Consider the following 15,585-nt stretch of genomic DNA (forward strand, 5'->3'; position numbering starts at 1 on the left):
CTTTCATTATCTATCTCCTCTCAAATTTAATCGTTTTCTGCTAATTTATAATATCATTCTTATCATAGAATTTGCAAATTTAAAGCTTAAACGACTGGCATTCTCTAAATCTCTTTGTTATAATAAGGAAATGGAGGATGGTGAAGTCTTATGGATACACTTTTTGATAATGTAGATTATAATGCAGATCAGATACAGGTGCTTAAGGGTCTGGAAGCTGTTCGCAAAAGACCAGGAATGTATATTGGAAGTACAGGAATCAAAGGTTTACATCACCTTGTCTGGGAGGTTGTAGATAACAGTATAGATGAATTTTTAGCTGGAAATGGTGACCGGATAAAGGTTACTATTCACGAAGGAGAGGAAATAACTGTAGAGGATTTTGGTCGGGGAATTCCCGCTGATATCCATCGGGATACAGGGCTGCCTGCTGTACAGGTAGTTTTAACAACCCTGCATGCCGGAGGAAAGTTTAATAATAATAGTTATAAGGTTTCTGGAGGACTACACGGAGTTGGTGTTTCGGTAGTTAATGCTCTTTCGGAGGAATTGACGATTACAACCCACTGGAAGGGAAATAAATATCAGCAGCACTATAAAAAAGGAATTCCTGTTGATAAACTAAAAAAACTGGACAGTACTGACCGTAGTGGAACAGTAATTCGCTTCAAGCCCGATTCCGAGATTTTTACAGCTACAGAGTTTAAATATGATAATTTAGCCCACCGCCTGCAGGAGTCAGCTTATTTAAACAAGGAATTGACCCTTGTTTTAAGAGATGAGCGTGGAGAAGAAATTGAAGAAGAGGAATTTCAGTATGATGGTGGGATTAAAGCTTTTGTTGAATTTTTAAATAAAGATCGTAATATACTCAATGAAGACATAATATATTTTGAATCAAAACCTGATGATTATGAGGTGGAGATAGCTGTTCAGTATAATGACGGCTACAATGAGCGAATCTTTTCTTATGCTAATAACATTAATACGGTTGATGGGGGTTATCACCTAACAGGTTTTAAAACTGCTCTCACTAGAGCAATTAATAACTTTGCCAAGAATAACAACCAGTTGCCGGCTAAGATCTCTTCACTTAATGGTAAAGATGTGAGAGAGGGAATTACTGCGGTAATTAATGTTAAACTGCCTGAGCCTCAGTTTGAGGGCCAGACCAAAACTAAGCTCGGCAACAGTGAGATTAGAAGTATTGTTGAAAGTGAGGTTTACGAATATTTAAGTTTATATTTTGATACCAATCCGGAACTTGCAAAAAAAGTTATTGATAAAGCAGTCCAGGCAGTTAGAGCCCGCAAGGCTTCCAAAAAAGCAAGAGAGCTGACTAAAAGGAAAACTGCGCTTTCTTCTAACTCCCTGCCCGGTAAACTTGCCGACTGCAGCAGCAAAAAAGCCGAAAAAAGTGAGCTTTTTATTGTTGAGGGGGATTCAGCCGGTGGTTCAGCAAAACAGGGTAGAGAGCGTAAATTTCAGGCTATCTTACCGCTTAAGGGAAAGATTTTAAATGTAGAGCGGGCCAGACTGGATAAGATTTTGAATAATAAAGAGGTTGCTTCAATTATCACTGCTTTAGGGGCAGGAATTGGAGAAGATTTTGACTTAAAGAGGCTGCGCTATCACAAAATAATTATCATGACTGATGCCGATGTAGATGGTGCTCACATTGCAACTTTAATTTTAACCCTCTTTTACCGCTATATGCCTGAGTTGATTGATAATGGCCATATTTATCTGGCCAAACCACCTTTATATAAGGTTACAAAGAGAGGTAAGAGTCATTATTTATACAGTGATCAGGAATTAGCAGAATTTAGAGCTGAAAATGAAGGCAGTAGTTTTTCCTTGCAGAGATATAAGGGTCTGGGAGAAATGAATCCAGAACAGCTCTGGGATACAACTATGGACCCGGAAAACAGAGTTCTGCAGAAGGTCGAAATTGACGATGATATTGAAGCAGATGATATTTTTACTCGTTTAATGGGCTCAAATGCCTCTTTAAGAAAAGAATTTATTTTTAATAATGCAGAACTGGCTCAAACTATTGATGTTTAAAATCTAACTGCAGTTAGGTGGTGATTATTTGTCAGCTGATAGTAAATTGAATAATAGATATCTAAAGTTGTTTTTAGCATTTTTAATTGGCCTAATAGTAGGGCTAATAGCTTTGCTATATAATAACATTTTAGACTATTTCACTTTTTCGCTGCTTGATATTGGAATGGAGCTGACTGTTTTAAACCGCCTAAGCTTTTTATTTCTACCAGCTTTAGGAGGACTGCTTGTTGGTTTTATAATTAAATATGGTAGTATGACTGCAAAAGGTCACGGGATTCCAGCCATTTTGTCTTCAATTGAAAGCAAGGAGCGTCATTTAACCTATCGTGATCTTTTAACTGAAGGTTTTGCCTCAGCTATTACTATCTCAACAGGAGGTTCAGGAGGAAGAATCGGTCCAATAGTAGAAATAGGGGCCGGAATGGGGGATTTAATTGCCTATAAGCTTGACCTTGACCTTGATGATTATCAAAGCTTTTTAGGCTGTGGGGCTGCAGCTGGAATTGCTGGTTTATTCCATGCTCCACTTGGTGGAATAATGTTTGTAACTGAAATCTTATTTAATAAAGTTGAAAAAAGTCGTTTGATACTGGTTGCTTTGAGTGCTATTTCTGCTGATATGGTTATTCGCTGGAGTGGAAAAGATCTATTTCTGGCAGATTTAAATTTAGGTCAGGTTGGCAGTGCCTATAATTTTTTAACAGCAGCGGTTATTGGAGTTTTTGCAGCAATTTTTGCAGTTGCTTTTATTTATACTCTGCATAAACTGTCCGATATATTCGATAATTTAAATATTAATATCATTCTTAAGCCAGCGCTGGGAGGTCTGCTTTTAGGAGTTATAGCTTTTAGTCTGCCTGAGATAATGGGCTCTGGTAATCGGGTTATTATTTCTTTATTTGAGCAGAGCGAATTTAATCTGGGCTTTTTACTTTTAATTTTAATCTTCAAGATTATTGGAACTGCCCTAACACTGGGTTCTGGAGGCTCTGGCGGGATTTTTTCTCCGTCACTGTTAATTGGCAGTTTAACTGGAATAATTATCGGTATTTCTTTTCACCGAATTTTTCCTTTTTTAAGCGGTTCTCCAGTTTTATATGCCCTGATTGGTATGGCTGCTGTGATTAGTGGAGTTATTAGAGCTCCTCTGACAGCTACCTTTATTATTCTGGAATTTACTCATAATTACAGTCTGACGATTCCACTTTTAATTGCTTCTCTGATTGCTGAGAGGATAGCGAGTATGAGCGGTATAAAATCAGCCTATTCTCCCGAATATTTTGAACGCCTCTAGGCAGTAAAAACTTGACATTTTAGTTATTTCTGTTTTATAATTAGTTAAGTAAATAAATATTAAAATGAGGAAGGAGAGACTTAATATGCAGAAGTATCAGTGCACAGTTTGTATGTACATTTATGATCCAGAAGAAGGAGATCCTGTAGGTGGAATCGAGCCAGGTACATCTTTTGAAGATCTTCCAGATGACTGGACATGTCCTGAATGTGGTGTTGGTAAAGATATGTTCGAACCATATGATGGCTAATAGTACTTATATTTAAATATTTTTTAAAAGCTGGGGCTTGAACCCCAGTTTTTATTTTACTTTCAAAATTAATTATAGTATAATAACTTCGAATAAGATGTAAGGGCGGGGTACAAATGAATTTAAAGAAAAAAAATTTAACACCAGCTCAATATTTAGTAAGCGGCTATTTTGTAATTATTATGCTCGGATCACTGCTTTTGATGCTGCCAGTAGCAACAACTGACGGTCAGGGCCTGGGAGCAGTAGATGCTGTTTTTACAGCTACCTCAGCTACCTGTGTTACCGGTCTGATTGTAGTAAATACAAAAGAAGCTTTTACAATTTTTGGTTCAACTGTAATCATGCTTTTAATCCAGATTGGTGGACTCGGAATTATGTCGATGTCTACTTTATTCGCCTTTATAGTCGGGAAAAAAATTAGTTTAAAAGAAAGGTTGATTATCCAGGAAGATCTTAACCAGTATCAAATTTCTGGTATGGTGAGACTGGTGCAGTATCTTTTAGGTTTTACTTTCGCAATTGAAGGAACAGCTGCCGCAATTTTATTTTTGCGCTTCAGTCAGGACTATCCTTTCTGGAGATCTGTTTATTTATCCATTTTTCACGCGGTTTCAGCTTTTAACAATGCTGGTTTTGATCTTTTCGGCAACAGTCTGGAAGGATTTACTGGTGATTTAACAGTTAATATAGTAATTATGGCTTTAATTATACTCGGTGGAATCGGCTTTGGAGTTATGATGGAAGCCTATAATCGAGTTAAATTCAAAAAGACAACTCTGCAGACTAAAATTGTAATCGTAATAACTCTGGCCTTACTGGGTTTTGGATTTATTACTTTCTTTATTTTAGAATATAATAATACACTTCAGGGTCTCCCTTTACTGGATAAAACTCTGGGGGCAATGTTCCTTTCAGTTACCCCGCGTACTGCAGGTTTTAATACAGTTCCCACCGGGGCCTTAAGGCAGTCTTCATTATTTTTAATTATAGTTTTAATGTTTATTGGTGCTTCTCCAGGTTCAACCGGTGGTGGAATTAAAACTACAACCTTCGGTGTGATTCTGGTAACCATGAAAAATATGATTACTGGAAAAGAAGATATGGAGATCTATAACCGGCGATTTGAAAAACAGATTGTTTATAAGGCTTTTACGATTACCATGCTTGCTGCCGGCCTTATTATTCTGGTTACAACATTATTGTTAGTTATTGAAGATTTTCAATTTATAGATGCTCTTTTTGAAACAGTTTCTGCCTTTGGAACAGTAGGATTATCAACTGGAATTACCGGTGAGTTATCTGATATTAGTAGAGTTCTGATTACTATTACTATGTTTGCCGGCCGTGTTGGACCTTTAACCTTAGCTGTTGCAATTGGAGAAAAACAACGCAAAGGAGTTTATCATTATCCTACAGAAAAAGTTATGGTTGGTTAATTAAATAGAAGTTTATTTGACAGGAGGAAATACAGATGAAACAGTTTGTTGTGATTGGTTTAGGCCGTTTTGGCTCCAGTGTTGCTACAACTTTGGCTGATAATGGTTATGATGTTCTGGCAATAGACCAGGATGAAGAAAGGGTACAGTCGATTTCTAATGAGGTTACTCATGCTGTAGAGGCTGATGCCACAGATGAGGAAGCTCTCAAGACTTTAGGTGTCCGGAATTTTGATGTTGCAGTTGTCAGTATTGGAGATAATGTTTCTGCCAATATTCTCTGCACACTGATTTTAAAGGAACTCGGTGTTCCCTATGTAATTGTTAAAGCACCAGACAGCCTGCACGGTAAAGTATTAACTAAAGTTGGAGCAGATCGAGTTGTTTACCCCGAAAGAGATATGGGAGCCAGAATTGCTCACAATTTGATTTCTTCCAATGTATTAGATTATATAGAATTTGCACCAGAATATGGGGTAATAGAAATAATTGCTACAAATAAAATGATCGGTAAAACTTTAAAAGAATTAGAATTTAGATCTAAGTTTAATGTTAATGTAATGGCAATCAAGCGGGGAGAAAATCTTAATGTTTCTCCTGGAGCCGGCGATAAAATTCTGGAAGGTGACCGCCTGGTTGTAATGGGTAAAAACGAAAGTTTAGAACAGTTAAAGAATTATGATGATAATCAATAGATTTTAAGTTAATTACAGGAGTGAAATAATGAGTGAAAATAAATATTACAATATAATAACTTACGGCTGTCAGATGAATGAACATGATTCAGAAAGACTTGCCGGTATGCTGGAAAAAATGGGTTATCAGCATACAGATGAACTGGCTAATGCAGATATAATTTTATTAAATACCTGTATTATCCGAGAAAATGCCGAATTAAAAGTTTTTGGTAAACTTGGTGAGCTCAAAAAATATAAAAGAGAGAATCCGGACCTGATAATTGGTATTGGCGGCTGTATGATGCAGCAGGATGAACCTGTTGATGAAGTTTATAAAAAGTACAGGCATGTAGATTTAATTTTTGGTACCCACAATATTCACCATTTACCTAATTTGATTAGAAAAATTGAAGAAACAAGAGATCGAGTTGTTGAAGTCTGGGATGAAGAAGAGGGCTTAATTCCTGATCTTCCTTCTCAGCGCGAGTCTGATCATTCAGCCTGGATCTCAATTATTCAGGGTTGTGATAATTTCTGCACCTACTGTATAGTCCCTTATGTCAGAGGTAGAGAGCGCAGCCGACCGGTAGAATCAATTGTAGATGAAGCTAAAAGGCTGGCTGAAGATGGTGTTAAGGAAATTACTCTTCTCGGCCAGAATGTTAATTCATATGGAAATGATCTTGATAAAGAGATTACTTTTCCAAAATTACTGGAAGAATTAAATAAAGTTGAAAAATTAAAAAGAATCCGTTTTATGACCTCTCATCCAAGAGATTTTTCTGATGCATTATTAAAAAATATTAAAAAATTGGATAAGGTGGCCAATCATATTCATCTCCCGGTACAATCAGGAAGCAACAAAGTTCTTAAAGAAATGAATCGTGGTTATACACGAGAGTATTATATAGAGCGGGTTAAGAAAATTCAGGAGGAAATTCCTGGAGCAGCTGTTTCTACAGACTTTATAGTTGGTTTTCCAGGAGAAAGCGAAGAAGATTTTGAAAAAACAATTGAGCTGGTCAAAGAATTAAATTTTGATATGGCTTATACCTTTATTTATTCTCAGCGCAGTGGCACTCCTGCAGCCAGGAGAGACGATCAGGTTGAGGAAGAAGTGAAAAAAGAGCGCTTAAAGCGCTTAATGGATCTACAGAATAAAATTAGCTATGATAAAAACCAGAAGTTAATTGGTACAACTCAGGAAATACTGGTGACAGGGCCCAGCAATAATGATCCAGAAATTTATGAGGGCCGTACTTCTACCAATAAAATCTGTTTTATTGAAAAAAATGAAGAATTGATTGGAGAAATTGTTAAAGTAAAAATTGAAGCTGCAAAAAGTTGGACCTTAGAAGGAACAGTAATTTAATATATTATGGAACCAGGTCCAAAACCACCGTTTTGAACCTGGTTAAGAAGAAATAATTCACAAAGTTGACCTGAAGGATAATTAAATAGATCTTTCAGGTTTTATTTTATTTAATTTATAAATTTTGGAGGGATTAATTTGGCAGAGCTAACACCAATGATGCAACAGTATCATGATTTAAAAAATAAATATCGGGATTCAATCCTCTTTTTCCGACTGGGAGATTTTTATGAAATGTTTGGTGATGATGCTAAAAGAGCAGCTAAAATACTTGATATTGCTCTAACTTCCCGCAACAAGGGTGGGGGAGAAAAAATACCGATGGCAGGTGTTCCCTATCATTCAGCTGCCTCATATATTGAAAAATTAATTAAAAGTGGAATCAAGGTGGCAATTTGTGAACAGCTCGAAGACCCATCAGAAAGCAGTGGTATTGTAGAGCGGGATGTGATTCGGGTTGTAACTCCTGGGACAGTGATCGAAAATGAAATTTTAGCGGAAAATGAAAATAATTATCTAGCGGCTGCCTTTAAATTCGGGGATTACTACGGCTTTTCTTATACTGATATCTCAACTGGGGAATTTTATCTGACAGAGTTTCCAGCAGCTGATCAGGATAAATTAAAAGATGAAATTAACCGCATTTCGCCCCAGGAGCTGCTTCTAGATCAAAAAACAGCCCAAACTAAGTTGATCGAGGAGCTGCAGCAGATTTATAATTTTACTTTAAATATCTTAGCTGATAAAAAATATGAACGTCTATATCAGGGCTTAATTGATCATTTTCAACTAAAATCCCTGGAAGGTTTTGGCTGTGAAGAGATGAAGGCTGCTGTTTATGCAGCCGGTCAGGTACTTTCCTATTTAGGTGAAACGCAAAAGAGAACAGTTAATCAGATAACAACCCTAAAGTCATACCACCTGGAAGATTATATGGTTTTAGATTCGGCCAGCCGCCGCAACCTGGAACTGACTTCGACTATTAGAGATAATCAGCGCTCAGGTTCTTTACTTTCTATAGTCGATCAGACAGTTACTTCTATGGGCGGTAGAGAAATTAAAAAGTGGATCAATCAGCCTTTAATTCAAAAAGCAGAAATTAACAAAAGACATGATGCACTGGCAGAGATTATAGATAACTTTATGATTCTGGAAAAATTAAGAGCTGAACTATCAGAAATCTATGATTTAGAAAGAATTATGAGTAAAATCACCTATCAATCGGCAAACGCCAGGGATTTGATTGCTTTAAGAAATTCACTTGCCAAATTACCAGCTGTTAAAGAACTGCTGACTGAATTAGAAAGTGATTTACTGCTTGAAATGCAGCAGGATTTTGATCTTTTAGATGATATTTACACTTTGATTGATCAATCAATTAAAGAAGAGCCGCCAACCACAATAACTGAAGGAGGAATAATCAAGGATGGTCACGATGCCAAACTTGATGAACTCAGGGACCTGGTCAGTAATGGTAAAGATTGGATTACTTCTCTCCAGAAAGAGGAGAGAGAAAAAACAGGAATTAGCACCCTAAAAGTTGGTTTCAATAAAGTTTTTGGTTATTATCTGGAGGTAACAAATTCTCATACTGATAAAGTACCGGAGCGTTATGAAAGAAAACAGACTTTAAGTAACAGTGAGCGATATATTATACCGGAGTTAAAGGAAAAAGAGTCAGAAGTGCTGGGAGCAGAAGAAAAAATAAATGATCTAGAGTATAAATTATTTGTTAAAATTAGAGATAAGATAGCGGAAGAGGTTGAGCGGATCAACAAGACTGCCGCTATTATAGCTCAGCTTGATGTTCTACTTTCCTTCTCTTTTCTGGCAATTGAAAATAATTATAACAGGCCGGAAGTTAATAATGATGACGAAATTATAATTAAAAATGGACGCCATCCGGTAGTTGAGAAAATGTTTGCCGAGCAGTTTGTGCCCAACGACTGCTATTTAAACCAGAGTGATCAGCGCTTCATAATTATTACCGGTCCCAATATGTCTGGTAAATCGACATATATGCGTCAGGTTGCCCTGATAGTGTTAATGGCACAGGTGGGTTCATATGTGCCAGCAGATGAGGCTCGGATTGGTCTAACTGACAGAATTTTTACCAGAGTTGGAGCCAGTGATGACTTAACAACAGGTCAGAGTACTTTTATGGTAGAAATGAATGAAGTAGCTAATATAGTCAACAACAGTACTGAAAAAAGCTTAATAATTTTAGATGAGGTTGGTAGAGGTACCAGCACCTATGATGGAGTCTCTATCGCCTGGTCTGTCAGTGAGTATCTTAACAATCCGGAGCGTATTGGTGCTCGAACTTTATTTGCAACACACTATCATGAACTTACCAGACTGGAAGACGAGTACAGCGGGATCAAAAATTATAATGTGTTGGTTAAAGAAGATAATGATGGGGTACACTTTTTACACCGTATTGTTGAAGGTAGAGCCAGTGATAGTTACGGTATAGAGGTTGCCCGTCTGGCAGGTCTGCCGGAGGAAATAATTATTAGTGCTCAGAAAATATTAAATAGGCTGGAAGAAAATAATAAGATGCCGGTGCGTAAACTGGAAAAAACAGTTGCCGATGATAAACACCAGCAGCTGCCTCTATTTAATACAGAAAAAAGTCCTGTTTTAAAGAAACTAGATGAACAGGATATTTTGGAGATGACTCCAATGGATGCAATGAACTTTTTATATAAATTAAAAAAGGATTTAAAAGAAGAGGAGAATTAAGATGGGTATTATAAAGCAGCTTCCTCAAAATGTAGCAAATCAGATATCAGCAGGTGAGGTTATAGAACGTCCTGCCTCTATTGTTAAAGAATTGATTGAAAACTCAATTGATGCTGGGGCTGAGAATATAGAAATTAAAATTGAAGATGGTGGTCGTGAGCTGATTAAAGTCAAAGATGACGGGCACGGGATTCAGGCCGATGATATTGAATCAGCTTTTAACCGCTATGCGACCAGTAAAATTGAAGATATAGATGACCTTTATTCACTCTACAGTCTGGGTTTTAGAGGTGAGGCCTTAGCCAGTATTGCTTCAGTTGCTGAGGTTGAAATGATCAGCAGACATGAGGATAGTGACCAGGCCGAAAAAATTACTCTTAAGGGTGGAGAAATACTAAACAAAAAGCCTGTAGGCTCAACAGTGGGTACAGAAATTACTGTAAGAGATATATTTTACAACACACCTGCCCGCTATAAATATTTAAAAACTACAACAACTGAGTTTTCTCATATCAGTAAAATTGTCAGTGCAGAAGCCACTGCCAACAGTGATTTGAGTTTTAAACTCTATCATGATGGCAGACAGATTTTGTCTACGCCCGGGAATGGAAAGCTAAAGGATACAATTTATGCAGTTTACGGCAGTGAAATTGCCGATAATTTAATTCCAATTGATATTGAAGACCGCTATATCAAACTCAGCGGCTATCTCTGCCGACCTGAATTAACCAGATCCAGCAGAAGTCATGAACTCTTTTTTGTCAACGGTAGACCTATATATAACAATCTTACTGCAAAAGCAGTGGAGACAGCTTATAATAAGTTAATTGATCCAGGCAGAAAACCGATTGTTTTTCTCTTTATTAAGGTCAACCCTATTTTAGTTGATGTTAATGTGCATCCGGCAAAAAGAGAAGTTAAATTCAGCCGCAGTCAGATTATTTTTGATGTAATCAAAAAGGCGGTGCGCAGAACACTTAAAGAAAATGATCCGACTACCAGAATCAAATTAAAGCAGTCTACTGAATTTAAAGACCAGAAGACCGAGGAAGAAGAAGTAGAACGAGAGAAATTATTTGGCGAAAAAGAGGATCAAAAGAGAAGAAAATTTGAAGCAGATTATTCTAATTCTGATGAGCAGAATGATAGTGGTTCTGATTTTAAGAGAAAATCTTCAGCAGATAATTACAATCCCCGAAAGCAAAATAAGAGTGGTAATTATTCTTCAAACAATAAATACAGAGGGGAAAAAAATAATTACAGCAAAAAAGATCTACAAAAAAATATAAACTACAGCCGTGACAGCAGGCAGGCAGAGACTTTCTCGGAAGATAAAGAAGAATTTAGTCAGCTTATTGAAAAGAATGAAAATCAGGAATATTCGCTGGCTAAGGTAGAAGCTGAAGAAAGTTACTTTAAATATTTAGGACAGATATTTAACAGTTACCTATTGATTGAAACTGATCAGGGTTTAAAAATTGTAGATCAGCATAATGCTCAGGAAAGGATTTTATACGAAAGATTCTACGCAGAATTCAATCAGAAAGATAAAGCGTCGCAGTCACTGCTGCTGCCGGTAAAAATAGAACTTTCAGCAGAAGAAAGAGAAATTGTACGCCAGTATGAAGATCAAATCAGAGAAATTGGGATAGACTTTAGTGATTTTGGCAGTAATACAATTTTAATTCAGGAAGTTCCTGTTTTACTGAAAAATAAACCTACAAGAAATATTATAGAAGAGCTGATAGTAGAACTTGCAGAAGCGGGGAAAGCAAAATCTGCAGCTGAAATACAAAAGACAATGCTTAAATACTTAGCCTGCCGCTCTTCAATTAAGGCCGGTCAGCCGCTGACAAAAAAGGAAAGTGTTCAGCTGATCAAAGATTTGTACGAAACAGAAAATCCCTATCGCTGCCCCCACAGTCGCCCAATAATGATCAATATCAGCCGGGAAGAAATAGAAAAAGGACTTGGTAGATAATGAAAAATTTAATAGTTTTAACAGGACCAACAGCAGTTGGCAAAACAGAATTATCACTTAAACTTGCTCAGAAAATTGAGGCAGAAATAATTTCAGCTGATTCAATGCAGATTTACCAGGAGATGGATATTGGTACGGCCAAAGCATTTAAAGCTGAAAGAAAACAGGTAAAACATCACCTGATTGACTTTTTAAGCCCTGAAGCTGATTATTCAGTTTCTCAGTTTCAGGATGACTGTGACCGGGTAATTACAGAAATAAAAGCCAGAGGTAATATTCCAATGCTGGTTGGAGGGACTCACCTTTATTTAAGAGCAGTGCTGGAGGGTTTTATGCTGCCAGATATTAAACCTGATTATCAGCTGAGAGACAGCTTAGAAAAAATGGCCGAAGCAGAGGGTACGGAAAAAGTTCATCAAATTCTGGCTGAAAAAGATCCTAAAACAGCCGAAAAACTGCATCCTAATGATCTGCGTCGGGTTATCAGAGCTGTAGAGATTTATGAGCAGACAGGTAAAACAAAAAGTTTTTATAAAAAGAAACAAAATGAGCGTCCACCCCGCTACAGTGCCTATAAATTTGCCCTGATCAGAAGTCGTGAAAATCTCTATCAGAGAATCAATCGACGGGTTGATTTAATGATGGAAGCGGGTCTTTTAGAAGAGGTTAAAACACTTATAGAACGCCATCATAATTTAAGTGATACTGCTCGACAGGCTTTAGGATATAAAGAATTAATTTCTCATTTAAATGGGGAAATCAGCCTGGAAGAAGCTGTATATGAGATTAAAAAAAGAAGCAGACATTTTGCCAAAAGACAGCTTACCTGGCTGCGTAAAGAAGAAAATTTAATAGTTTTTAATATCGAAGCGGAAACTAAAGATAATATTTTAGAGACAATGCTAAAATTAATAAAAGGAGAAAAAGATTATGAGCAAGAATACAAAAAGCGAAAAGAAATTGATTTCTAATGGAGAAGAATTTGACCGACTAATCAAAGAAAAGGATGCAATTTTTGTTCTTTTCTCAAATGACAGCTGTGGTTACTGTCAGATTGCTGAAAAAAATATAAATCAGGTCATTGATTCTTTCCCCCAATTGGATCTATATCAGCTAAAATTAACTGATGCTCCAGAAATATTTGAACGTTACGGAATCAATTCAGTCCCTGTTTCTAAAGTTTTTAAAGATGGAGAGGCAGTTTATACAGGCTTTGGAGTTCGTTCTCCTAACGATATATATTATCAGTTAAAATCATACTTTGGCAGTGGTAATTCATATTTTCAGGAATTAGCTGCTCAGGAATCAGCTGATAATGAAGAATAATTAGACAATATTTATTTATCTTTGCAGGAATTTTCAAAATAATATTGAATTTATAATATAAGAAGCTTTAAAAATATAAAAGGGGGCTGCAGAGATGAGTAATAACAATATTAATTATCAGGATCACATTTTAAAACATGTTCACGAAAAGAACATTGAGGTTATTGTTTACTTTGTCAATGGTTATCAATTAAAGGGAAGAATTACAGCCTATGATAACTTTACAGTTATTCTGAGAAGTGATGAGCGAGACCAGATGATCTATAAACATGCAATATCCACTATTGCCCCAGTTGAGAAAATAAGCGGTCTTCTTGACTTAGAGGAAGAATAGATCGGATCAGATTTATTCTATTATTAGCTGTTTAAATTATGAATTTAGTAATAAATTTGGAATAAAGGAAGCTGATTTATACTTGAAGAAAAAGTTATTGATTTTATTAATAATTTCATTATTAACAATGTTATTTAACTCTACTACAGCTGCTGAGTCTAAATATAACTGGGAGCAGTTGATTAATACTACCCAAAAACAGCTGAAAGTGAATGAGAGCAATATTGTCTTAAATTACACCCTGGCAGTAGCCTATGCTAATACTGGAGAAATAAAAAATGCATATGATATTATAGATGTTTTTGGCAGCAGTGTTAGCCGGGAAGACTTTAACACTGCTGTTTCTCCGTATTTAGCTGACTGGGAAAATTATCAGGACTCTGATAACCTGCTGCTTTTAAATTATGCTGCTTTTCGAGAAGTAATAAACAAGGATTACCGGGAAGCGGTTTCACTTTTTGAATATATTTTTAAAATCGATCCAGAAAATTTATGGGCTTTAAATCATGCTGCTGCGGCTCTAATTGAAATCAAAAAATATGATCAGGCCTTAAATTATGCAGATCAGGCTCTTTCAATGCAGGAAAATGAGTATTCTCATTTAATTAAAGGTTATGTTTACTATGAAAATGGTAATTATTTTAGGGCTGTTATGGAAGCAGCCAGTGCTAGAAATTTATTTAAAGCTCTGGCCAGTGAAGAATATCAGGATTTTGCGGAATAATTAAATTTAATTGCAGGGGGAATTTGATGTTATTTGACCAGCAGGGAAATTTTAAAATTCAGCAGTTATTTACTTATCCCAGGGATAATTATCAGCAGTTAAAAGAGGAAGCACTTAAATGCCACCGCTGTCAACTGCGAGAAGGGGCTAATTAATGGAGTTGTGATGGGAGAAGGTAGTACAGATAGTAAAATTATGCTGATTGGTGAGGGTCCTGGAGCAAATGAAGATCGTTTAGGGAGACCATTTGTGGGACGGGCAGGAAAATTAATGGATAAAATTTTTGAAGCTGTTAATTTAAAAAGAGAAGAGCTTTATATCACCAATGTAATTAAATGTCGTCCCCCGGGGAACAGAGTTCCCCATCAAAATGAATTTGAAGCCTGTGTTTCAATTCTTAGAGCTGAAATTGAGCTTATCCAGCCCAAAGTTATTGTAACTTTAGGATCTACAGCAACTAAATATTTAATTGATCCGGAAGAGTCAATAACCAATGTCAGGGGAAAGTAGTTTCAAAGAGGAGATATTTACTTTTTACCAACCTTTCATCCTGCCTATTTGCTTAGAAATGAAAAGATGAAAAAATACAGCTGGTATGATTTTAAACTAATAAAAAAAGCCGCTGATAGGATAAAAGAATTATCCAGCAGCGGAAAAATTTAAGTTATTTAGATTAATTAAAATTTTATAAAGAACTATTTATAAACTAAGCATTAATTTGCTTAGTTTTTTTACATTAATTTCATAAAACTAGTCAAACTTTCTAAATAGACCTGTGACTTTCCCTAAAATCTTGACCTCTTTAGATATAATTGGTTCATAGGCAGGGTTTTCAGGCTGTAATCTGACATGATCTTCCTCTTTGAAAAAACGCTTTACTGTTGCTTCATCATCAAGTAAGGCAATTACAATCTCATTATTTTCAGCATAGCTCTGTTTTTCAGCTATAACATAATCACCATCATGTATTCCAGCCTCAATCATACTATCTCCACTAACTTTAAGCATAAATAAATCATTATTTCCTACTTTTAAATAGCTTAAGGGGAGAGGGAAATAATCTTCTACATTTTCTTCCGCTAGAATAGGAGCTCCTGCAGTAACCTTACCAACTACCGGGATGTTAATCATTTCTTTTTCATTTTTTGCTTCCTGGTCATTATTATAAATTACCTCAATTGCTCTCGGTTTGGAGGGATCTCTGCGGAGGTAATTCAATTTTTCTAAAGTTTTTAAATGACTGTGAACAGAAGCAGGAGATTTTAGGCCAACAGCCTTCCCAATTTCCCTAACAGAAGGGGGATATCCTTTGGATTTGATTTCATCTATAATAAATTGTAATATACTTTGTTGTCTTTTAGATAGCTCTTCCA

At 36.2% G+C, this 15,585-nt stretch carries 15 protein-coding genes; 14 read left to right on the forward strand and 1 reads right to left on the reverse strand.

Annotated features, from left to right (window positions below; all coding sequences use genetic code 11):
• Window positions 1-150: 150 nt before the first annotated feature.
• The 14 genes from gyrB to CI949_RS08990 all read left to right on the forward strand — a co-directional run bounded on the left by gyrB (window position 151) and on the right by CI949_RS08990 (window position 14,722).
• Complete coding sequence (gene gyrB / locus CI949_RS08925; RefSeq protein WP_290765395.1) at window positions 151-2,067, forward strand: DNA topoisomerase (ATP-hydrolyzing) subunit B; 1,917 nt, start codon at window positions 151-153, stop codon at window positions 2,065-2,067.
• 28 nt (window positions 2,068-2,095) lie between these two features.
• Complete coding sequence (locus CI949_RS08930) at window positions 2,096-3,364, forward strand: chloride channel protein (protein WP_290765397.1); 1,269 nt, start codon at window positions 2,096-2,098, stop codon at window positions 3,362-3,364.
• Window positions 3,365-3,449: 85 nt separating this feature from the next.
• Window positions 3,450-3,614, forward strand: a complete 165-nt coding sequence (gene rd, locus CI949_RS08935; RefSeq protein WP_005488503.1) for a rubredoxin — start codon at window positions 3,450-3,452, stop codon at window positions 3,612-3,614.
• A gap of 116 nt (window positions 3,615-3,730) precedes the next feature.
• Entirely contained in the window at window positions 3,731-5,053 is a 1,323-nt protein-coding gene (locus tag CI949_RS08940; protein ID WP_290765416.1) for a TrkH family potassium uptake protein, read from the forward strand.
• A 35-nt stretch (window positions 5,054-5,088) separates the two neighbouring features.
• The gene (locus CI949_RS08945; RefSeq protein WP_290765419.1) at window positions 5,089-5,748 is read left to right on the forward strand and encodes a TrkA family potassium uptake protein; all 660 of its coding nucleotides are present in this window, start codon (window positions 5,089-5,091) and stop codon (window positions 5,746-5,748) included.
• 28 nt (window positions 5,749-5,776) lie between these two features.
• A complete protein-coding gene (miaB, locus tag CI949_RS08950; RefSeq protein WP_290765423.1) occupies window positions 5,777-7,102 on the forward strand; it encodes a tRNA (N6-isopentenyl adenosine(37)-C2)-methylthiotransferase MiaB in 1,326 nt (441 codons plus the stop codon).
• A 138-nt stretch (window positions 7,103-7,240) separates the two neighbouring features.
• Window positions 7,241-9,847, forward strand: a complete 2,607-nt coding sequence (gene mutS, locus CI949_RS08955) for a DNA mismatch repair protein MutS (RefSeq protein WP_290765425.1) — start codon at window positions 7,241-7,243, stop codon at window positions 9,845-9,847.
• A 1-nt stretch (window position 9,848) separates the two neighbouring features.
• Complete coding sequence (gene mutL / locus CI949_RS08960) at window positions 9,849-11,828, forward strand: DNA mismatch repair endonuclease MutL (protein ID WP_290765428.1); 1,980 nt, start codon at window positions 9,849-9,851, stop codon at window positions 11,826-11,828.
• A complete protein-coding gene (miaA, locus tag CI949_RS08965) occupies window positions 11,828-12,799 on the forward strand; it encodes a tRNA (adenosine(37)-N6)-dimethylallyltransferase MiaA (RefSeq protein WP_290765430.1) in 972 nt (323 codons plus the stop codon). The genes mutL and miaA overlap by 1 nt, the downstream gene beginning before the upstream one ends.
• Entirely contained in the window at window positions 12,759-13,154 is a 396-nt protein-coding gene (locus CI949_RS08970; protein WP_290765432.1) for a thioredoxin family protein, read from the forward strand. Before miaA ends, CI949_RS08970 begins: the two co-directional genes overlap by 41 nt.
• 94 nt (window positions 13,155-13,248) lie before the next feature.
• Window positions 13,249-13,488: an RNA chaperone Hfq gene (gene hfq, locus CI949_RS08975; RefSeq protein WP_108138449.1), complete on the forward strand. Its 240-nt coding sequence runs from the start codon at window positions 13,249-13,251 to the stop codon at window positions 13,486-13,488.
• Window positions 13,489-13,570: 82 nt separating this feature from the next.
• Complete coding sequence (locus CI949_RS08980; RefSeq protein WP_290765434.1) at window positions 13,571-14,212, forward strand: tetratricopeptide repeat protein; 642 nt, start codon at window positions 13,571-13,573, stop codon at window positions 14,210-14,212.
• Between the two features lie 26 nt (window positions 14,213-14,238).
• Window positions 14,239-14,367, forward strand: coding sequence for a hypothetical protein (locus tag CI949_RS08985; RefSeq protein WP_290765437.1), 129 nt, complete (start codon window positions 14,239-14,241; stop codon window positions 14,365-14,367).
• A 10-nt stretch (window positions 14,368-14,377) separates the two neighbouring features.
• Window positions 14,378-14,722, forward strand: coding sequence for a uracil-DNA glycosylase (locus CI949_RS08990; RefSeq protein WP_290765440.1), 345 nt, complete (start codon window positions 14,378-14,380; stop codon window positions 14,720-14,722).
• Window positions 14,723-14,962: 240 nt separating this feature from the next.
• Here the strand turns inward: CI949_RS08990 and lexA are convergent.
• Window positions 14,963-15,585: transcriptional repressor LexA (lexA, locus tag CI949_RS08995; RefSeq protein ID WP_365941446.1), on the reverse strand; the 623-nt coding region annotated here is incomplete at its 5' end.

The organism is Halanaerobium sp. (assembly GCF_003070835.1).

Bases quoted from the DNA above. Each gene is read 5' to 3' on its own strand.
- gyrB (WP_290765395.1), top strand. From the start codon at position 151: ATGGATACACTTTTTGATAATGTAGATTATAATGCAGATCAGATACAG.
- CI949_RS08990 (WP_290765440.1), top strand. From the start codon at position 14,378: ATGGGAGAAGGTAGTACAGATAGTAAAATTATGCTGATTGGTGAGGGT.
- CI949_RS08945 (WP_290765419.1), top strand. From the start codon at position 5,089: ATGAAACAGTTTGTTGTGATTGGTTTAGGCCGTTTTGGCTCCAGTGTT.
- CI949_RS08970 (WP_290765432.1), top strand. From the start codon at position 12,759: ATGAGCAAGAATACAAAAAGCGAAAAGAAATTGATTTCTAATGGAGAA.
- miaB (WP_290765423.1), top strand. From the start codon at position 5,777: ATGAGTGAAAATAAATATTACAATATAATAACTTACGGCTGTCAGATG.
- miaA (WP_290765430.1), top strand. From the start codon at position 11,828: ATGAAAAATTTAATAGTTTTAACAGGACCAACAGCAGTTGGCAAAACA.
- mutL (WP_290765428.1), top strand. From the start codon at position 9,849: ATGGGTATTATAAAGCAGCTTCCTCAAAATGTAGCAAATCAGATATCA.
- hfq (WP_108138449.1), top strand. From the start codon at position 13,249: ATGAGTAATAACAATATTAATTATCAGGATCACATTTTAAAACATGTT.
- CI949_RS08940 (WP_290765416.1), top strand. From the start codon at position 3,731: ATGAATTTAAAGAAAAAAAATTTAACACCAGCTCAATATTTAGTAAGC.
- CI949_RS08985 (WP_290765437.1), top strand. From the start codon at position 14,239: ATGTTATTTGACCAGCAGGGAAATTTTAAAATTCAGCAGTTATTTACT.
- rd (WP_005488503.1), top strand. From the start codon at position 3,450: ATGCAGAAGTATCAGTGCACAGTTTGTATGTACATTTATGATCCAGAA.